The organism is Falsiroseomonas stagni DSM 19981, from assembly GCF_900114315.1.
Lineage (GTDB): Bacteria > Pseudomonadota > Alphaproteobacteria > Acetobacterales > Acetobacteraceae > Falsiroseomonas > Falsiroseomonas stagni.
In genome coordinates this window covers 207,527-224,786 of sequence record NZ_FOSQ01000007.1, presented here as the reverse complement: position 1 = coordinate 224,786, position 17,260 = coordinate 207,527, and the positions used below count along the sequence as shown (strand labels likewise).

The window sequence follows — 17,260 nt, the reverse complement described above, 5'->3', positions numbered from 1 at the left end:
GATGATCCGGCGCCTGTCCCTGCCGCGCCTGCGCCTGATGCCGATCGCCGCCGTGCTGGCGGGGGTGCTGGTGGTGGCGAAGATCGACCGGCTGGTCCGGATGGAATCCGGATCATCGGGCGCGATCGCCACCGCCCGCGCTTCCGTCCCTGCCCCGGCTGAACCGACGCGCACGCCAGCGCCCGCCGCGCCGCCGGCCCAGGCGCCGGCGCCCGCGCCGCCCCCGGCGGCGCAGGGCCCGACGCCGGAACAGCAGGCGGAACGCGCCGTGCTGGAAGCGCTGCGGGCGCGCCGGGCGGAAATCGAGGCGCGCGAGCAGCAGGCGGCGGCGCGGGAGACGGTGGTGGCGGCCGCGGAGCGCCGGCTGGCGCAGCGCGTGCAGGAATTGTCGGCGCTGCAGCAGAGGCTGGAAGCCCTGGAACGCGACCGCGCGGAGCGCGAGGAAGCGGGGCTGCGCGGCCTGGTGAAACTCTACGAAGGCATGCGCCCGCGGGACGCGGCGACGATCTTCGATGAGCTTGAGATGCCCGTGCTGGTCCGCATCGTGGACCGGATGCGGGAAGCGAAGGCATCCCCGGTGCTGGGCGCGATGCGCCCGGAACGGGCGAGGCTGCTGACGGCGGAGCTGGCGCGCCTGCGCGCCGAGCGTCCGGCCGTGCGGTGACTGGCGCCAGAATGGCGGATCGACGGGACATTCGACGGGAAACAGGGGCGCGAGGCCGATGGACAAGAATACACCGGTGCTGATCGTGGACGACTACAAGACGATGCTGCGCATCATCCGGAACCTGCTGAAGCAGCTCGACTTCGAGAATGTCGAGGAAGCGACGGACGGGTCCGAGGCGCTGGCCAAGATGCGCGCCGGCAATTTCGGCCTGGTCATCAGCGACTGGAACATGGCGCCGATGACGGGCCTCGACCTGCTGAAGGAAGTGCGGGCCGATGCGCGGCTGAAGAACACGCCCTTCATCATGATCACGGCGGAGAGCAAGACGGAGAACGTGGTCGCCGCCAAGCAGGCCGGCGTGTCCAACTACATCGTCAAGCCCTTCAACGCGGAGACCCTGCGCGAGAAGATCGAGAAGGTCATGGTCCATGCCTGACGGAATCGCGCCGGCGAACGCCAGCGCCACGCCCGAGGAGGCGCGGATCGATGCCGCGGTCCGCGCCGTGCTCGGCAGCATGGCGGGCGACCTGACGGCGACCGAGGCGGCGCTGCTGGCGGAGCTCGAAGGGCTCGGCCGCACCGTCGCGCGGGCGAAGGAGGAAATCGCCTCCCTTCGCGTGGACGACATCAACATCAGCCACATCCCGTCCGCGACGGATGAGCTGGATGCGATCGTCGGCCACACCGCGCAGGCCACCAACGAGATCCTCGATTGCTGCGAGGTTCTGGAAGGGGTGGCAGGCCGCGTCGGCGGAGGGGAGGCGGAGGCGCTGTCCGGCGCCATCACCCGAATCTACGAGGCCTGCAGCTTCCAGGACATCACCGGCCAGCGCATCGGCAAGGTGGTGACGGCGCTGAAGGCGATCGAGGCGCGGGTGGCCCAGGTGACGGAGCGATTCAGCGCCGTCGCCGCCGGTCATTCCCTCCCGGCCTCTGCACCGCCACCGCCCAAGCCGGCGGCGGAGTCGGAGACGGAAGGGCGGCGCCTGGCCAATGGCCCGCAGCTTCCCGGTGCCGGCGTCAGCCAGGCCGACATCGACAAGTTGCTGGCGGATTTCGATTGATCCGCCAGGCCGCCACCCTGCTGTGCCTGATCCTGCCCGCCTTTCCCGTGGCGGCGCAGGACAGGGTGCCCATCCGTGTCGGGGATCATCCCACGCATGGGCGGGTGGTCTTCGACTGGCCGCGGCAGGTGGGCTACCGGGTGGAGGAGGCGGAGGGGAAGCTCACGCTCCGCTTCGCCGCCCCGGCCGAATTCGACGGCACCGCCAGCAGTCGGCCCGTTCGGAACCTGCGGAGCCTGGCGGTGGAGGGGGAGGTGGCGGAGTTCACCCTCGCCCCCGGCGCGCGGGCCCGGCACTTCCGGCTGGGCAACCGCATCATCGTCGACGTGATGAACCCTGGCGATGCGACGGCACCGCCCGCGCCTTCCCCGGTGGCGGCCACCACGCCAGCGCCCGCGCCGCGGGCAGGTACCGACGCCGCTCCCGCCGCTCCGCGGCAGGCTCCTCCGTCCCGTCAGGCGGCCACACCGCCGCCGCCCCCACCTGCGCCGCCTCTGCCCACCCGCCCAACCCCGCAGCCGGCCCCCCAGCCCGCGTCGCGCGTCGCGGAGGCCCCCGCGCCGCTCCGCGCGCCGGAGACCGCGCGGGCGCCTGCGGCTGCCGGCTCCGCGCCGCGCGCTGCGGCCGGCACGCCGCCCAACCTGCCCATCGCCACCGCCCCGGTCGTTCCCGTGGCGCAGCAGCCCCTGCCGGCGCCCGGCGCCGCGCCCCAGGCGGCGACCCCGCCAGCGGCGCCTCGCGGCACGCCGGTCCGGCTGCTCGCCGGGCCTGCCATCGCGGTGCCGAGCCCTGCCGGCACCGGCGCCGCGCTGTTCCGGCGTGGCCAGTCCTGGGTGATGGTGCTGGATGCGCCGCTCGCGCTCGACCTCTCGCCCCTCGGGCCCCAGGCGACGCTGGCGGGCAGCGAGGTCTCCGCCAGCCCGCAGGCCACCACGCTGCGCCTGCCGCTGGCGGCCTTCGCCGCGCCGCGGCTTCGGCGGGAAGGCCCGGCCTGGGTGATCGATTCACCGGCGGAGCCGATGGCGTTGCGCTCCATCCTGCCCGAACTCGATCCCGGGCCGCCGCCGCGCATCATGCTGCGCGCCGCGCAGGCGGGGGCGAGCGTGAATGTCGTCGATCCCGAAACCGGCAGTCTGCTGCTGGTCGGTACCGTGAAGGGGGGCGCGGAAGCCGTGCCGCTCGGCCGCCGCGGTGCCGCCTTCGACCTGCTGCCGACGCGCCTCGGCGCCGCGCTGCTGCCGCGGTCGGATTCCGTGACGCTGGTGGCGCGGGAGGACCGCTTCATCGCCGCCGGGGCGCCCGGGGCGCCGCTGGTGCTGGGGCTGGAGCCGCCCGCCGCGACCAGTGCCGCCGCGGCCATGTCGCGCCTGTTCGACCTGCCTGCGGAAGCCCCCGCGGCACTCCAGGAACGCGTGCGCAACGCCGCCAGCGCGGTGGCCGCGGCGCCACCGCTCTCCCGCGGCCCCGCGCGGCTGCGCCATGCGGAGGCGCTGCTGGCGCTGGGCCTGCCGCAGGAAGCGCAATCCATGGCGACGCTCGCCATGCGCGACGATCCCCGCCTGGCGGAGACGCAGCGCGCCCGCGCCCTGCATGGCGCCAGCGCGCTTCTGTCGGGCCGGGTGGCGGAGGCGACGGGCCTCGACCATTCCGGCGCCGACAGTGACGAGTTGGCGATGTGGCGCGGGCTGCTCGCCATGGCGCGCGGCCAGGCTGGGACGGTCGCAGGCGCGGCCCCTGGCGGTTCTGCCGTGGCGGCGACCCTGCCCCTGATGCTGTCCTACCCCGAGCCGCTGCTGGCGCGGATGCTGCCGATGGCGGCGGAAGCGCTGGCGGAGCAGGGGGAGATCGCCGCGGCGCGCCGCCTGGTCGCGGCGCGGGAGGCGGATGACCCGGCCCTCGCCTTGCCGCGGGCGCGCATCGCGGAAGCGGCCGGGGAGGTCGACGCCGCGCTGGCCGGCTATGATTCGTTGATCGCGGGGCGGGACCGGCGCGCGCGCGCCATCGCGATCCGGCGCGCGGCGGAGTTGCGCCTGGCCACCGGCCGGATCGACGCGGCCGGCGCGGCCGCGGCGCTGGAAACGGCGCTGGCCGCCTGGCGCGGCGACGCCCTGGAAAGCGATGCGCGCCTGCGGCTGGCGGAACTGAGGGAGGCCGCGGGCGATCCCCGCGGGGCCTTCGACCTGCTGCGGGAGACGGAGACGATCTTCCCCGACCTGGCCGCCACCATCCGCCCGCGCCAGTCTCAGGCGCTGGTCGGCGCCATCGGGCGGGAACCGCCGATCCAGGCGGTGGCCCTGTTCGATTCGCATGTCGACCTGCTGCCGCCGGGAGAGGGCACGGAACAGGCCCTGGGCTCGCTGGCCGATCGCCTCGCGGCGCTCGACCTGGTGGATCGTGCGACCCATGTGCTGCGGCGCGGCCTGGCGCGCGCGGCGGGGGCGGAGGCACGGGCGCGCATCGGCGTGCGGCTGGCCAACCTCGCGCTCGGCGCCGGCGATGCGGCGGGTGCCGTCACGGCGCTGGAGGAAACGGCGGCGCCCGGCCTGCCGGCAACCCTGGCGCAGGAACGCCGCCTGCTGGAAGCCCGGGCACTGACGCGGGCGGGCCGCGTGCCGGAAGCCGTCGCACGCTACCGTGAAGCCGGGCCGCAGGCGGCGCCGGAACTGGCCGCGCTGCTGGCGGAGCAGCAGGATTGGGCGGGCGCCGCGACCGCGATGCAGGCGCATCTGGCCACCGTGCTGCCGCCCGCCGGCACGCCGCTCTCGCCAGAGCACCGGCCGCTCATCGCGCGCACGGCGGCGCTGCTGGCGCTGGCCGGCAACGAATCGGCGCTGGCCGCGCTGCGGGAGGCGGAACAGCCGCGCATGGCCGGCGGCCCGCTTGAAGAAGCCTTCGGCGTCATCACGGCGGCGCGGATCGCGGGGCTGGATGACCTGCCACGGCTTCGCCAGGAACTGGATGTTGCGCGCCTGCTGCCCGGCCGGCTGGACGGGTTGCGGGAAACCGGCCCGGTGACCCGTTAATCTTCTTGTTGCCCCCGGGGTGTCACAATCGGAGTGTCGCGCCACCCCCCGGGGGGGACACGCATTTTTTTCGGACCAGTGGGGTCCGATTTCGCTTGCGCCCCCCCCCGCTATGCCCCATATGCGCGCGCCGTTGACCCGATCGATGTTCGATCACCCTGGTCATCTGCTGGCTGGAAGGAGCCCTTACTATGGAAGCTCTCGTCCAACTGGGGATGGTCTCGGAACTCCCGAGCGACGCCCAGACCGATGAGATTCGTGAGACGAAGGACTACTTCGTCCACCGCAATGGCGTCCGCTACGCGGGAACCCACCTGATCATTGATCTGTGGGGCGCCACCAACCTTGACGACCCGGACCACATCGATGCGGTCCTGCGGGAGGGTGCGCTCGCAACGGGCGCGACCATCCTGCACGGGCACTTCCACCACTTCTCGCCGAATGGCGGGGTCAGCGGTGTTCTGGTGCTCGCGGAGAGCCATGTGTCGATCCACACTTGGCCGGAACGCGACTACGCGGCGCTCGACATCTTCGTCTGCGGCGATTGCGATCCGTACAAGGCGCTGCCGGCCCTGAAGAAGGGCTTCCAGGCCGAACGCGTTCAGCTTGCCGAGCACAAGCGCGGCCTGATCGGCTGAACTGCCGAACCTCCAGCCATTGACGGGGGCGGGCCGCAGGGCCCGCCCCTTTGCCTGTCCGGGGACTGACCATGCCGACCGACACCTGGGTGAATGAGACGCTCTACCCCGAATGGGGGCAGCGCTTCCTGGTGAAGCGCGAGCTTGCGCGCGTGAAGTCCGATTTCCAGGACATCATGGTGTTCGAGAGCTTCACGCATGGGCGCGTGATGGTTCTCGACGGCGTGATCCAGATCACGGAGATGGACGAGTTCGCCTACCAGGAGATGATCGCCCATGTGCCTCTGCTGGCGCATGGCGACGCGAAGCGCGTCCTCATCATCGGCGCCGGCGATGGCGGCGTGCTGAAGCGCGTCCTGCAGCACCGCACGGTGGAGAAGGCCGTGATGGTGGAGATCGATGGGGAGGTCATCCGCCTCGCCAAGGAATTCATGCCCGGCATCGCCGGCGATGCCTGGACCGATCCGCGCGCGACGGTGATCGTGGGCGATGGCATCGACTATGTGCGTCAGGCGGAAGCGGGCAGCTTCGATGTCGTGATCGTCGACAGCACAGACCCGATCGGGGTGGGTGAGGTCCTGTTTACCGACGAGTTCTACGCCAATGCCGCGCGCCTGCTGTCCGACCGCGGGCTGATCGTGAACCAGTGCGGCGTGCCGGCGATGCAGGCCGATGAGTTGCGGGAGACGGCACTGCGCCGCGCCAGGTCCTTCCCCGACAACTGGGCCTATGTGGCGGCGGTGCCGACCTATGTCGGCGGCTTCATGACGCTGGGCTGGGCGGCGAAGGATGCGTCGCTGCGGCAGGTGCCGGTGGAGGAGATCCGCCGCCGCGCCGACGTCGCGGGGGTACTGGACACCACGCGCTACTGGACGCCGGAGATCCATGTCGGCGCCTTCAACCTGCCGCCCTACATCAGCATGCACCTGCCGCGCTGAGAGCTTGTGAATTAATGCCCGAAAGCGCCGGAATCCGAGGAAAAAGCCCAATGATTTCAACGGGCATTAATGCTCAAGCTCGATTCTTTCACAGGCTCTGAGGTGCGCAGGGCGCCGGGGATGCCGGCGCCCTGCGGCGCGCCCCGCTATCCCGGCGGGCGGCCCCAGGGCGTAGCGGCGGCGGCGCCCGGGCCGGGCTTCAGCTTCACCGCGGTGCCGGAGGCGCTGACCATCAGCATGCCGTTACCGCTGCCCAGCACCTCGTAGTCGATGTCGATGCCGAGCACGGCATCCGCCCCGACCGCCGCGGCCTGCTGGCTGAGATTGGCCAGCGCCGTATCCCGCGCCGATCCGAGTTCCCGTTCATAGGTGCCGGACCGGCCGCCGATGATGTCGCGCAGCCCGCCCAGCAGGTCCTTGAAGACATTCACGCCGAGCACGGCATCGCCGAAGACGACGCCGAGATAGCGATCGACCTCCCGGCCCTCGACCGTGCTGGTGGTGGTGAAGATCATGATGCCGTCCTCCCTGGCTTCGTCGCGATCATGGCACGAAACCCTGCACGAGGCTGCCCGCCACAAGCCGCCAACCGTCGATCAGCACGAAGAAGGCCAGCTTGAAGGGCAGGGCCACCACGGTCGGCGGCAGCATCATCATGCCGAGTGACATCAGCAGGCTGGCCGCCACCAGGTCGATGACCAGGAAGGGCAGGAAGATGAGGAAGCCGATCTCGAAGGCGCGGCGCAGCTCGCTGACCATGAAGGCCGGCGTCAGCACGCGCCAGGGTGCCTCCCCCGCCGTGGAGGGTGGCAGCCGCGCCAGGTCCATGAAGAGCTGCAGATCCGCTTCGCGCACCTGGGACGCCATGAAGCGCCGGAACGGCTCCGCCGCTGCCTGAAGCCCCGCGATCTCCCCGATCCGGCCTTCCGACAGCGGCTGGATGCCCTGGGTCCAGGAGGCCTGGAGCACGGGTTCCATGACGAAGAGGGTGAGGAACAGCGCAAGGCCGACCAGCACCGGGTTCGGCGGGATGGAGGGTGCGCCGATGGCGCTGCGCAGCAGCGCCAGGACGATGACGATGCGCCCGAAGGCCGTCATCATCACGAGCAGCGAGGGCGCGAGGGACAGCAGCCCGACAAGGGCCGTCAGCTGCACGAGCCGCGCGGTGGTCCCGCCCTGGCCGGTGCCGGCGGCGCCGAGGTCGATGGCGATGCTCTGCGCCATCGCGCCATCGCCGGGGGCCAGGAGGGCCAGCAGCAGCGCCAGCGCCAGCAGCCTCATGGCGCCGGTGGCCCGCCTTCCGGCAGCCAGCCGATCACCTGGTCCTGCGCCCCGCCGGTGAGGATCAGGAGGGACCGCCCGTCGCAGCGGAGCAGCACCAGCCGCCGTCGGCTGTCCAGCGCCAGCGTCTCCTCCACGGCCAGGCGGCGGCCGGCGCGGGCGCCGATCCCGGCCGCGCGCGCCATGCGCGCGGTCAGCAGCAGCGCCGCCAGCACCGCGACCAGCGCGGCGCCCGCGGTCAGGCCCGCGGTCAGAAGGCTGATGTCGTTCATCCCGCTCCATCCTGGAGTCCCGTCTAGACAGGGGTATCAACGGCGCGGCGCCTTTTGCGCCGCGGTTCAGGGCTGCGTCAGTGCCGGGCGACCTCGGCGGTCAGCCCATCCACCTGGCGCAGCAGTGCCTCCAGCGCCGGGCGCAGCGGCTTCGCATCCTCCGCCGACAGCGCCATGACGGCGGCGCAGAGCGCGGCCGCGTCACGATCCAGGCCTTCGAGGTCGACGCGACGGCCCCCTTCCACCAGGGCGCGGGCGACGGCCACGGTGCCGCCCATCGCCTCGATGGCGGCGTGGACGGCCTCGGCATGGGTGGCGCTTTTCCGCATGGCGCCCAGTAGGCGCATGGGTGGATGAACGCTTCCTCTACGCGGTGATGGCAGCGGCGGGCGTGTCGCGCCGCGCCGCGGCGGCGCGGGGGTGTGGCACCCCTGTCGTCGAAACTCTTCCTTCATCACCCCGGGGCCAGGATGAGGCATGGACGCGACCGGGACATCGACGGGACGGGCAGCCGGCGGCAGTGGCGGGGGGCATGACGTGCTGGCCCTGGCCCAGCGGCGGCTCGGCTGGCTCGATCGCCGGACGGTCGTGCTGGCGCAGAACATCGCCAATGCCGACACGCCCGCCTACCGGCCACGGGATGTGATGCCCTTCGCGCAGGTGCTGGCCGCGGCGGGGGCGCCGCCCCTGGCACGCACCGCGCCAGCGCATCTCCATGGCAGCGGCCGCGCCACGGCGGGAACGGCGCAGGACCGCGCCCTCCAGGAAACGGTGCCGGACGGCAATGCCGTGTCGCTCGACCGCGAAGCGGTCCGGGTGGCCGAAACCGATACCGCGCATGCGCTGGCCATGGCCGTGCATCGCAGCTTCATGGGCATGTTCCGCCTGGCGCTCGGCCGACAGGGCTGAGCGGGGCGGCAGGAGAGGGCAGCAACGCATGGATCTTGATCGCGCGCTTCGCATCTCGGCCGCCGGCATGGCGGCGCAATCGACAAGGCTTCGCGTGGTGGCGGAGAACCTCGCCAACCGCGACAGCACGGGGGAGGCGCCGGGCGCCGATCCGTATCGCCGCCGCACCGTCAATTTCGCCAACCGCCTGGACCGTGCCCTGGGGGCGGAACTGGTGAATGTGTCGCGCATCGGCACCGCGCCGGGCGACTTCCCGACGCGCTATGAGCCCAGCCACCCCGCCGCCGATGCCCGCGGCTACGTCAAGACGCCGAATGTGGACAGCCTGGTGGAGGTGATGGACATGCGGGAGGCGCAGCGCAGCTACAGCGCCAACCTGTCGGTGCTGGAAACCACGCGCGGCATGTTGACCCGCGCGATCGAGGCGCTGCGCTGATCATGCGGAACGGGGATAGGGCGCCATGCCGGTAGCGGGTGCCACCGCGCCGCTGCGGGCGGCCGCGGCCTATGCGGCGCAGGCCGGTGGCGGCCCCTCAGGCCCGGGGGGGGAGCAGGGCGGCTTCGGCGGCGTGTTGTCCCGCGCGATGGAGAGTGCGGTGGAACTCGGCCGGAGCGCGGATGCGGCCTCCACCCAGGCGCTCATGGGCCAGGGCAGCGTGACGGAGGCGGTGCTCGCCATCTCCCGCGCCGAGCTGGCGCTGCAGACCACCGTCGCTGTGCGGGACCGTGTTGTGGCGGCCTACCAGGAAGTGATGCGGATGCCGATCTGACGCGCGCTGTCCGCGCGTGTCGCCGTGCCCATGAGGGGATGCGGGTTGCCAGGAGGGCGGGATGGTCGAGGAAGCCATGGCCCAGTCGCTTCGCGAAGCGATCTGGGTCTCGATGCAGGTGATGGGACCGCCGCTGGTCGCGGTGCTGGTGGTGGGCCTCGCCGTCTCCCTCGTGCAGGCGCTGACGCAGGTGCAGGAGGCGACGCTGGCCTTCCTGCCGAAGCTCGTGATGGGCGGCGCGCTGATGCTGCTGCTCGGCCCCTTCACCGCCTCGGTCATGCAGGGATGGAGCAGCACGCTGTTCGACCGCATGGTGGCGCTTGGCGGCATGCCGTGACGGAAGCCGACCACGCCCTGCTGCAGATGCTGCCCGGCCTGGTCTTCCAGGCCGCGCTGGTCTTTGCGCGGCTGGGCGCGGCGGTGATGCTGCTGCCGGGGCTGGGGGAGGCGGAGGTGCCGGCGCCGCTGCGCCTCGGGCTCGGCCTGGCGCTGGTGGCGCTGCTGTTGCCCGTGCTGGCGCCCGGCCTGCCGCCGATGCCGGATGACCTGGCGGATATGACGCGGCTGCTGGTGACGGAGATCGTCATCGGCCTGTGGATCGGCACGCTGGCCCGCATCCTGGTGCTGGCCTTCGCCATGGCCGGGCAGGCGGTCGCGACGCTGATCGGGCTTTCCAGCCTCTTCGCCTTCGACGCGTCGCTCGGCATGGGCGGCACGGCGCTGGGCCGGGCCTTCGCGCTGATGGCGGCGGTGCTGGTGCTGTCGACCGGCCTCTACCAGGTGCCGCTGGCGGCGCTGGCGGAAAGCTACGCCGTGATGCCGGCCGGCGCGCCCTTCCCGACGGGGTCGGCGGCGCTGGCGGTGGCACGGATGGGGGCCGATTCACTCGACCTCGCGCTGCGGATCGCGGCGCCCTTCGTGGTCGGCGCGGTGCTGCTGAACGTGGCACTCGGCCTGCTGGCGCGGCTGGCGCCGCAGGTGCAGACCTTCTTCATCGCCGTGCCGGGGCAGATCCTGGCGGGGCTCGGCCTGCTTGCCCTGCTGGCGCCGCCGATGATCGCGACGCTGCTGGAGGCGCTGCGCACCGGCTTCGCCACCCTGCCCGGGGTGCGCTGAGCGGTGGCTGAGGAGGGAGATGGCCCGGAGGCCGGCGACAAGACCGAGGCCGCGACACCGAAGCGGCTCGAGAAGGCGCGGGAGGAAGGGCAGGTCGCGCTGTCCCGGGAGGTGGTGGGCTGGACGGGCCTGGCCGCCGGGACCCTGGCGACGATGCTGGTGCTGCCGACCATCGGCTTCGACCTGATGCGCGCCATGCGCGGCGCGCTGGAATCGGCGCATACCCTCGGCATAGCGAATGCCGCCATGACGCTGTTCTGGTGGGGTGCGCTGGTGGTGATCCCGGTGGCGGCGGCGGTGTCGCTGGGTGCCGTGGCGGGGACGCTGGCGCAGACACGGGGCCTGGTCTCCGCCAAGCCCATGGTGCCGCGGCTCAGCAAGATCAGCCCCTGGGCTGGGCTGAAGCGCCTGGTGGGGCCTGAGGCGCTGATGGAGTTCCTGCGCACGCTGCTGAAGCTCCTGATCGTGGGCGCGGCGCTGTGGCATGTGGGATCGGACCTTGCGGCGCTGCAGGCGGCGCTGCACCAGCCGGCGGCGGCGCTGCCCCAGGCGGCCGGGGCGGTGGCCATGCGGCTGATGATGGCGGCGCTGGTGGCCTTCGCGGGCGTGGCGCTGCTGGACCTGTTGTGGGTCCGCTTCCGTTTCGCCCGCCAGATGCGCATGAGCCGCCAGGACCTGCGGGACGAGGCCAAGGAATCGGACGGCGACCCGATGCTGAAGGCGCGCCGGCGGCAGATGCGCCAGGTGCAGGGGCGCCGGCGCATGATGGCCGCGGTACCGAACGCCGCCGTCGTCATCACCAACCCCACCCACTACGCCGTGGCCCTGGCCTATGGCGGGGGGGAGGCGGCGCCACGAATCGTGGCCAAGGGCGTCGACGCCATGGCGGCCCGGATCCGGGAGGCAGCGACCAGCGCCGGCGTGCCGCTGGTGGCCAATCCGCCGCTGGCCCGCGCGCTTTGGCGGCTGGACATCGATGCCGAGATTCCGGCGGAACACTACCAGGCGATGGCCGAGATCATCGCCTATGTCTGGCGCCAGAATGGCGCCGCCGCACGGCATGCTTGACGCCGTGAACCAGCCCGTGCCCTCGCTGCCGCCCCGGGTGGCCGCGTGGCATTGCCGAGGAGAACCGCATGCCTGATCCGCGCCGGACCCTGCAGGACCTGCTCCGCGGCCGCAACCGCCGCCCGGCCGAGGACGCCGTGGTGCGCGCGGTGCTGGACGCGGCCTCGCCCGGGATCGCGCTGCTGGATGCCGAGGATCGGCTGGTGACGTGGAACGCGGAATTCGCGGGGCTCTGCGGGCCGCTCCTGCCGCCGCGCCCGGGCCTGCCGATCGCGGCGCTGATGGCGGCGGAGGGGAAGGAGGCGGCGCTGGCCGCGCTGGCCACCGGGCAGCGCGTGGCGATCGCCATGGCGTCGGAGGGTTCGCCGCGGCTGGAGATGGAGCACCGCAAGCTGCCCGCGCCGGACCGTGGCGCGGTGCTGCGCCTGTCCCGCATCGCGGCGCGGCCCGCGGAACAGCAGGCGGGCGCGGCACGGCTGCAGGCGGTGGGCGCGCTGGCGGGCGGCATCGCGCATGACTTCAACAACCTGCTGACCGCCATCGCCGGCAGTGCTGAAGCGGCGCTTTCCCGCGCCCCGGGCGGGGAGGCGGCGTCGGAACTGCGCCAGGTGCTGGAAAGCGCCGGGCGCGGCGCGGCGCTGGTGAAGCAACTGCTCGCCTTCGCCCGGCAGCAGGCGCTGCGGCCGCGGGTGGTGGACCTCAACATCGCCGTCTCCGCCATGGGGGAGTTGCTGCGGCGGCTGCTCGGCAGCCGGGTCCGGCTGACCATCGCGCTGGAGGAACCGTCCCGCCGCGTGCGGATGGACCCCACGCAGCTGGACCAGGTCATCATGAACCTGGCGCTCAATGCCCGGGACGCGATGCCGGAAGGCGGGTCCCTACGGATCGCGACGGGCCATGCGGTGGTGCTGTCGCCCGAGACGATCGGGACTGAAACCCTGCCCGCCGGGCGCTATGCCATGCTGGAAGTGGTCGATAGCGGCGCCGGCATCCCGCCTGAGGTGCTGCCCCGGATCTTCGACCCCTTCTTCACCACCAAGCGCGAGCAGGGCGGCACCGGGCTCGGCCTGTCCACCGTGCATGGCATCGTCCGGCAATCCGGCGGCTTCATCGCGGTGGACAGCCGGCGGGGGGAGGGGGCGCGCTTCCGCATCTGGATGCCGCGGCATGAAGGGCCGGCGGACCCGGTGGTGCCGGCCGCCATGGTGGCGCCGCCCACCGCTTCGCCCCCGCCGCCGCCGGCGCCCGAGCCCCCCCCGGGCGGCCCTGCCGTGCTGCTGGTGGAGGATGAGGTGCCGCTGCTGCGCCTGGCGGAGCGTGCGCTCCGCCGCGCGGGGTTCGAGGTGATGAGCGCCGGCTGTTCCGAGGAAGCGCTGGAGATGCTGGACAGGAGCGGGGCCGTGCCACTGGCGCTGGTGTCGGACGTGGTGATGCCGGGCCTGGACGGGCTGGAACTCACCGCCCGGTTGCGGGACCGCTGGCCCGAGCTGCCGGTGCTGCTGGTGTCCGGCTATGCGGAGGCCGCGCTGGGGCGGGACCTGGCGGCGGAGCGCATCCGCCTGATGGCCAAGCCCTACAGCCTGGGTGCGCTGGTCACGGAACTGAAAGGCATCCTGCCCGAGGGGGTGGTGAAAGTTTCCTAAATGTTCTTGTCGGGCCGGCCGTTCCGGGCCATATTCCGAGCCGAGGGACAGGGGGTTGCGCGGCACTTGGAGTCGCGCCGCTTTCTGGTCCAAGGTGACGCGGGGTGTGACCGGCGGGTGAGGATCCGGCCGGGGATTGCGCCCCCAGGTTGATACCGGGAATCGGGCCCGGGAGTTCGGGAGAGCGAGCCTCATGGACAAGACGAAGGCTCTGGACGCCGCGCTGAGCCAGATCGAGAGGGCCTTCGGCAAGGGCTCCATCATGCGCATGGGCAACAAGGCGGCGATGGAGGAGGTGGAGGTCATCTCCACCGGCTCGCTCGGCCTTGACCTGGCGCTCGGCATCGGTGGCGTGCCGAAGGGCCGCATCATCGAGGTCTATGGCCCGGAAAGCTCGGGCAAGACCACGCTGGCGCTGCACATGATCGCGGAGGCGCAGAAGAAGGGCGGCACCTGCGCCTTCATCGACGCGGAGCACGCGCTGGACCCCGGCTATGCCAAGAAGCTGGGCGTGGACGTGGAGAACCTGCTGATCAGCCAGCCGGATGCCGGCGAGCAGGCGCTGGAGATCTGCGACACGCTGGTGCGATCCGGCGCGGTGGACGTGCTCGTGGTGGACAGCGTGGCCGCGCTGGTGCCGCGGGCGGAGCTGGAAGGGGAGATGGGCGACAGCCATGTGGGCCTGCATGCCCGCCTGATGTCGCAGGCGCTGCGCAAGCTGACGGGCAGCGTCTCCCGCTCCAACACCCTGCTGATCTTCCTGAACCAGATCCGGCTCAAGATCGGCGTGATGTTCGGCAACCCGGAGACGACGACGGGCGGCAACGCGCTGAAGTTCTACGCCTCCATCCGCATGGAAATCCGCCGCATCGGCTCCATCAAGGACCGGGAGACGGTGACGGGCAACCAGACCCGCGTGAAGGTGGTGAAGAACAAGATGGCGCCGCCGTTCCGGCAGGTGGATTTCGACATCATGTATGGCGAAGGCATCTCCAAGGTCGGTGAGCTGATCGACCTCGGCGTGAAGGCCGGCATCGTGGAGAAGTCCGGCGCCTGGTTCAGCTGCGACAGCCAGCGCATCGGCCAGGGGCGGGAGAACGCCAAGCAGTTCATGCGCGACAACCCTGCCATGGCGGAAAGCGTGGAGAAGCGCATCCGCGCCCAGGCCAATGGCCTGGCCAGCACCATGCTGGCCGGGGAGAATGACGAGGCAGCCGCCGCGGAGTGACCGCTGGCGGGCAGGCTTCGGCCTGCCGATCCGTGATGCAGGGGGGATGGGAGCGCAGGCTCCCATCCCCTTTTTGCTGCCCGGGCAGGCGCGCCGGCGCGGTTGGGACTTGATCCATGCGGAGTTCCATGGAACGTGATGTTTTAGAACGCTGCGCCGCCAATGCCGCCATCCAGGGAGGAAGATCCGCATGGCCTTTGCCCATCCTCGATTGCCCGGTTGCCGCCGTCTCGCCGCCTCTGCCCTGGCCGCCGTGGTGCTGGCGCTGGCGATGCCGCAGCCGGCCCTGGCGCAGCCCTATCCCGCCCGGCCCGTCCGCATGATCATCCCCTTCGCCACGGGCGGCACCGCCGATATCGTCGGGCGGCTGCTCGCCAGTTGCATGCAGACGGCGTTGGGCCAGCCTGTGGTGGTGGAGAACAGGGGTGGCGCGGGCGGGACCATCGGCACGGATGCGGCGGCCAAGGCCGCGCCGGATGGCTACACCATCATCCTGCACACCGTCTCATCGGCCGTGCTGAACAGCTTCCTCTACCGCAACCTGCCCTTCGACGTGCGGCGGGACTTCGTCGCTGTCAGCCAGGTCGCGCGCGCGCCGAATGTCCTCGCGGTGCGGGCCGACCTGCCGGCGCGCACGGTCCAGGAACTCATCGACCTGATGCGGGCGCGGCCCAGCGGCCTCAGCTACGGCACATCCGGCGCCGGCACGATCCTGCACCTCTCGGCCGCGCTGTTCACCCGCATGGCAGGGGTCGAAGCCGTGCATGTCCCCTACCGGGGCGAAGGGCAGGCGATCAACGACATGCTCGCGGGCCAGATCGACTTCATGGTGAACGTGATCCCCGCCTTGCTGCCCCAGGTGCGGGAGGGGCGCTTCCGCGCGCTCGGTGTGACGACGGCGGAGCGGGCCGCGCTGCTGCCGGGCGTGCCGACCATCGCGGAGGCCGGCCTGCCGGGCTACGAGACCTATATCTGGCACGGCGTCTACGCCCCGGCCGGCACGCCACCGCCGATCGTGGACCGGCTGGCGGAGGCGACCATCCAGGCCGTGACGGAACCCGGCTGCCGCCAGCGGATGGTCGATCTGGGGCTCGATCTCGTGGGGTCGCGCCCTGCCGAGTTCACCGCCTTCTGGGACCAGCAGATCGCCTATTGGGGTCCCGTGGTCCGGGCCTCGGGCGCCACCCTCGATTGATGGCAGCCCTGATGGAGGCCCTTCCCGCCGGCAGCACCGATTGCCACACCCATGCCTTCGGCGATCCCGCCCGTTTTCCCTTCATGCCGGGGCGCAGCTACACGCCGGGCCTGGCGGATGCCGACCAGCTTCGCGGCTTCCTCGACGACCACGGCCTGGCCCGCGTCGTCGTGGTGCAGCCGAGCGTCTACGGCACGGATAACGGCTGCACGCTCGATGCGGTGCGTCGCATGGCGGGTCGCGCGCGGGCGGTCGTCGTCGTGCATCCCGGGATCGGCGATGCGGCACTGGCCGACCTGCATGAGGCAGGCGCGCGCGGCGTCCGCCTCAACCTCGCCACGACCGGCGCCACGGACGTCGATTGCGCCAGTGCCACGGTAGCGGCCTTCGCGCGCCGGCTGCGTTGCAGCGCCTGGCACCTCCAGATCTTCGCCGGCCATGAGGTGCTCTGGGCCCTGCGGGGCCAGCTCGGCGGGGCCGGGGTTCCGGTCGTGATCGACCATTTCGGCCTGGTTGGCCTGAAGGAGACGCCGCTCGCGACGGCAGCGCGGAACATCGTGCATCTGGTCGAGGGGGAGGGCCTCCACATCAAGCTGTCGGCGCCGCAGCGCTCGGTTGCCGATCCCGATGATGCGCCGGTGCTGGCCGATCTGGTCGGCGCCCTGGTGGCGGCGTCGCCGCAGCGCCTCCTCTGGGGCAGCGATTGGCCGCATCCCGGTCGCGTCCGGACGGGCGACCCTGCCACGCCCGAGGCCTTCGAGGCCGTGGATGACGGCCGCGCCCTGGCGCGGATCGCCGGCTGGGTCCGGGATGAGGCGGCCCTGCGGCGCATCCTGGTGGACAATCCGCAGGCGCTCTACGGCTTCGGCCCCGAAGGCGGCGCCCCCGCGTCATGAGGGCGCCGCGCGCCCGTCAGGCGGCGAGGGCGGCCGGGTTCACCTCCCGCTCCGCCAGCAGGGTCAGCTTCTCGTCCGCCGTTTTCTCCTCGGCGAGCGTCTGGGCGAAGAGGTCCGCGACCTCCTGCATCCCGGCCGCCTTCGCCATGGCGTGCAGCGTGCCGTAGGTCGCGATCTCGTAGTGCTCCACCTTCTGCGCGGCGCCGATCAGGGCAGCGTCGCGGACCGGGCCCTCGTCATGGTCGTCCATGATCTCCTCCGCCTCGGCGGTCAGGCCCTCCATCGCCTCGCATTCCTCCCCTTCGGGATCGGCGTCCAGCAGTTCCGCCGCCCGCTCCAGCCGCTCCACATGGCCACGTGTCTGGGCCAGGTGATCCTCGAAGGCCTGGCGGAGAGTCGGGCTTTGCGCGGCTTCCGCCATGTCGGGCAGGGCCTCGATCAGTTGGGTCTCGGCGCTGTAGGCGTCCTGCAACGCCTCGATCATCAGCGACTTGAAGTCTTCGGCCATGATGGGCCTCCCTCGTGTGTTCGGTGCCGGGGGGCATTCCTCGG

Annotated in this window: 21 protein-coding genes; 16 read left to right on the top strand and 5 right to left on the bottom strand. The window is 72.0% G+C overall.

The features are described from left to right. Position 1: 1 nt before the first annotated feature. From BM041_RS18670 to speE, 6 genes are all read left to right on the top strand, one after another. Positions 2 to 664, top strand: a complete 663-nt coding sequence (locus tag BM041_RS18670) for a MotE family protein (RefSeq protein ID WP_092961396.1) — start codon at positions 2 to 4, stop codon at positions 662 to 664. Positions 665 to 722: 58 nt separating this feature from the next. Next, positions 723 to 1,103 carry a chemotaxis response regulator CheY gene (locus BM041_RS18665; RefSeq protein WP_092961395.1) on the top strand — a complete coding sequence of 127 codons (381 nt, stop codon included), beginning with the start codon at positions 723 to 725 and terminating at the stop codon, positions 1,101 to 1,103. Then, positions 1,096 to 1,731 carry a protein phosphatase CheZ gene (locus BM041_RS18660; protein WP_092961394.1) on the top strand — a complete coding sequence of 212 codons (636 nt, stop codon included), beginning with the start codon at positions 1,096 to 1,098 and terminating at the stop codon, positions 1,729 to 1,731. Before BM041_RS18665 ends, BM041_RS18660 begins: the two co-directional genes overlap by 8 nt. Beyond that, entirely contained in the window at positions 1,728 to 4,754 is a 3,027-nt protein-coding gene (locus BM041_RS30670; RefSeq protein ID WP_092961393.1) for a hypothetical protein, read from the top strand. The genes BM041_RS18660 and BM041_RS30670 overlap by 4 nt, the downstream gene beginning before the upstream one ends. 191 nt (positions 4,755 to 4,945) lie before the next feature. Continuing rightward, positions 4,946 to 5,392, top strand: a complete 447-nt coding sequence (gene speD, locus BM041_RS18650) for an adenosylmethionine decarboxylase (protein WP_092961392.1) — start codon at positions 4,946 to 4,948, stop codon at positions 5,390 to 5,392. A 71-nt stretch (positions 5,393 to 5,463) separates the two neighbouring features. Further along, the gene (gene speE, locus BM041_RS18645) at positions 5,464 to 6,330 is read left to right on the top strand and encodes a polyamine aminopropyltransferase (protein WP_092961391.1); all 867 of its coding nucleotides are present in this window, start codon (positions 5,464 to 5,466) and stop codon (positions 6,328 to 6,330) included. A gap of 146 nt (positions 6,331 to 6,476) precedes the next feature. On the opposite strand, the gene BM041_RS18640 is transcribed toward speE, so the two are convergent. From BM041_RS18640 to BM041_RS18625, 4 genes are all read right to left on the bottom strand, one after another. Continuing rightward, entirely contained in the window at positions 6,477 to 6,845 is a 369-nt protein-coding gene (locus tag BM041_RS18640) for a heavy metal-binding domain-containing protein (protein ID WP_092961390.1), read from the bottom strand. 28 nt (positions 6,846 to 6,873) lie between these two features. Beyond that, entirely contained in the window at positions 6,874 to 7,611 is a 738-nt protein-coding gene (gene fliP, locus BM041_RS18635; RefSeq protein WP_092961389.1) for a flagellar type III secretion system pore protein FliP, read from the bottom strand. Beyond that, the gene (locus tag BM041_RS18630) at positions 7,608 to 7,883 is read right to left on the bottom strand and encodes a flagellar biosynthetic protein FliO (protein WP_092961388.1); all 276 of its coding nucleotides are present in this window, start codon (positions 7,881 to 7,883) and stop codon (positions 7,608 to 7,610) included. Before BM041_RS18630 ends, fliP begins: the two co-directional genes overlap by 4 nt. A 77-nt stretch (positions 7,884 to 7,960) precedes the next feature. Beyond that, on the bottom strand, positions 7,961 to 8,230 hold the full coding sequence (locus tag BM041_RS18625) for a hypothetical protein (RefSeq protein ID WP_092961387.1): 270 nt from the start codon (positions 8,228 to 8,230) through the stop codon (positions 7,961 to 7,963). A 130-nt stretch (positions 8,231 to 8,360) separates the two neighbouring features. Between BM041_RS18625 and BM041_RS18620 the strand changes: the two genes are divergently transcribed. The 10 genes from BM041_RS18620 to BM041_RS18575 all read left to right on the top strand — a co-directional run bounded on the left by BM041_RS18620 (position 8,361) and on the right by BM041_RS18575 (position 16,708). After that, on the top strand, positions 8,361 to 8,792 hold the full coding sequence (locus tag BM041_RS18620) for a hypothetical protein (RefSeq protein ID WP_092961386.1): 432 nt from the start codon (positions 8,361 to 8,363) through the stop codon (positions 8,790 to 8,792). 28 nt (positions 8,793 to 8,820) lie between these two features. Then, a complete protein-coding gene (gene flgC, locus BM041_RS18615) occupies positions 8,821 to 9,228 on the top strand; it encodes a flagellar basal body rod protein FlgC (protein ID WP_092961385.1) in 408 nt (135 codons plus the stop codon). Positions 9,229 to 9,253: 25 nt separating this feature from the next. Continuing rightward, positions 9,254 to 9,562 carry a flagellar hook-basal body complex protein FliE gene (locus BM041_RS18610; protein ID WP_092961384.1) on the top strand — a complete coding sequence of 103 codons (309 nt, stop codon included), beginning with the start codon at positions 9,254 to 9,256 and terminating at the stop codon, positions 9,560 to 9,562. Positions 9,563 to 9,623: 61 nt separating this feature from the next. Continuing rightward, the gene (locus BM041_RS18605) at positions 9,624 to 9,899 is read left to right on the top strand and encodes a flagellar biosynthetic protein FliQ (RefSeq protein ID WP_092961383.1); all 276 of its coding nucleotides are present in this window, start codon (positions 9,624 to 9,626) and stop codon (positions 9,897 to 9,899) included. Beyond that, complete coding sequence (locus BM041_RS18600) at positions 9,896 to 10,678, top strand: flagellar biosynthetic protein FliR (RefSeq protein WP_245762157.1); 783 nt, start codon at positions 9,896 to 9,898, stop codon at positions 10,676 to 10,678. Before BM041_RS18605 ends, BM041_RS18600 begins: the two co-directional genes overlap by 4 nt. A 3-nt stretch (positions 10,679 to 10,681) precedes the next feature. Continuing rightward, entirely contained in the window at positions 10,682 to 11,746 is a 1,065-nt protein-coding gene (locus BM041_RS18595) for an EscU/YscU/HrcU family type III secretion system export apparatus switch protein (protein ID WP_092961381.1), read from the top strand. A 68-nt stretch (positions 11,747 to 11,814) separates the two neighbouring features. Next, on the top strand, positions 11,815 to 13,389 hold the full coding sequence (locus BM041_RS18590; protein ID WP_092961380.1) for an ATP-binding protein: 1,575 nt from the start codon (positions 11,815 to 11,817) through the stop codon (positions 13,387 to 13,389). A 193-nt stretch (positions 13,390 to 13,582) separates the two neighbouring features. After that, positions 13,583 to 14,617: a recombinase RecA gene (gene recA / locus BM041_RS18585; protein WP_092961379.1), complete on the top strand. Its 1,035-nt coding sequence runs from the start codon at positions 13,583 to 13,585 to the stop codon at positions 14,615 to 14,617. A gap of 190 nt (positions 14,618 to 14,807) precedes the next feature. Further along, positions 14,808 to 15,812 carry a Bug family tripartite tricarboxylate transporter substrate binding protein gene (locus BM041_RS18580; protein WP_092961378.1) on the top strand — a complete coding sequence of 335 codons (1,005 nt, stop codon included), beginning with the start codon at positions 14,808 to 14,810 and terminating at the stop codon, positions 15,810 to 15,812. Then, positions 15,812 to 16,708: an amidohydrolase family protein gene (locus tag BM041_RS18575; protein WP_092961377.1), complete on the top strand. Its 897-nt coding sequence runs from the start codon at positions 15,812 to 15,814 to the stop codon at positions 16,706 to 16,708. The genes BM041_RS18580 and BM041_RS18575 overlap by 1 nt, the downstream gene beginning before the upstream one ends. Positions 16,709 to 16,724: 16 nt before the next feature. On the opposite strand, the gene BM041_RS18570 is transcribed toward BM041_RS18575, so the two are convergent. Continuing rightward, the gene (locus BM041_RS18570; RefSeq protein ID WP_092961376.1) at positions 16,725 to 17,216 is read right to left on the bottom strand and encodes a YciE/YciF ferroxidase family protein; all 492 of its coding nucleotides are present in this window, start codon (positions 17,214 to 17,216) and stop codon (positions 16,725 to 16,727) included. Positions 17,217 to 17,260: the final 44 nt, after the last annotated feature.

Excerpts from the sequence above, each read along its gene's own strand:
- BM041_RS18580 (WP_092961378.1), top strand. The coding sequence starts at position 14,808 with ATGGCCTTTGCCCATCCTCGATTGCCCGGTTGCCGCCGTCTCGCCGCC.
- flgC (WP_092961385.1), top strand. The coding sequence starts at position 8,821 with ATGGATCTTGATCGCGCGCTTCGCATCTCGGCCGCCGGCATGGCGGCG.
- BM041_RS18620 (WP_092961386.1), top strand. The coding sequence starts at position 8,361 with ATGGACGCGACCGGGACATCGACGGGACGGGCAGCCGGCGGCAGTGGC.
- speE (WP_092961391.1), top strand. The coding sequence starts at position 5,464 with ATGCCGACCGACACCTGGGTGAATGAGACGCTCTACCCCGAATGGGGG.
- BM041_RS18605 (WP_092961383.1), top strand. The coding sequence starts at position 9,624 with ATGGTCGAGGAAGCCATGGCCCAGTCGCTTCGCGAAGCGATCTGGGTC.
- BM041_RS18670 (WP_092961396.1), top strand. The coding sequence starts at position 2 with ATGATCCGGCGCCTGTCCCTGCCGCGCCTGCGCCTGATGCCGATCGCC.
- BM041_RS18570 (WP_092961376.1), bottom strand. The coding sequence starts at position 17,216 with ATGGCCGAAGACTTCAAGTCGCTGATGATCGAGGCGTTGCAGGACGCC.
- fliP (WP_092961389.1), bottom strand. The coding sequence starts at position 7,611 with ATGAGGCTGCTGGCGCTGGCGCTGCTGCTGGCCCTCCTGGCCCCCGGC.
- BM041_RS18610 (WP_092961384.1), top strand. The coding sequence starts at position 9,254 with ATGCCGGTAGCGGGTGCCACCGCGCCGCTGCGGGCGGCCGCGGCCTAT.
- BM041_RS18590 (WP_092961380.1), top strand. The coding sequence starts at position 11,815 with ATGCCTGATCCGCGCCGGACCCTGCAGGACCTGCTCCGCGGCCGCAAC.
- BM041_RS18630 (WP_092961388.1), bottom strand. The coding sequence starts at position 7,883 with ATGAACGACATCAGCCTTCTGACCGCGGGCCTGACCGCGGGCGCCGCG.
- speD (WP_092961392.1), top strand. The coding sequence starts at position 4,946 with ATGGAAGCTCTCGTCCAACTGGGGATGGTCTCGGAACTCCCGAGCGAC.
- recA (WP_092961379.1), top strand. The coding sequence starts at position 13,583 with ATGGACAAGACGAAGGCTCTGGACGCCGCGCTGAGCCAGATCGAGAGG.
- BM041_RS18625 (WP_092961387.1), bottom strand. The coding sequence starts at position 8,230 with ATGCGCCTACTGGGCGCCATGCGGAAAAGCGCCACCCATGCCGAGGCC.
- BM041_RS18640 (WP_092961390.1), bottom strand. The coding sequence starts at position 6,845 with ATGATCTTCACCACCACCAGCACGGTCGAGGGCCGGGAGGTCGATCGC.
- BM041_RS18575 (WP_092961377.1), top strand. The coding sequence starts at position 15,812 with ATGGCAGCCCTGATGGAGGCCCTTCCCGCCGGCAGCACCGATTGCCAC.
- BM041_RS18665 (WP_092961395.1), top strand. The coding sequence starts at position 723 with ATGGACAAGAATACACCGGTGCTGATCGTGGACGACTACAAGACGATG.
- BM041_RS18660 (WP_092961394.1), top strand. The coding sequence starts at position 1,096 with ATGCCTGACGGAATCGCGCCGGCGAACGCCAGCGCCACGCCCGAGGAG.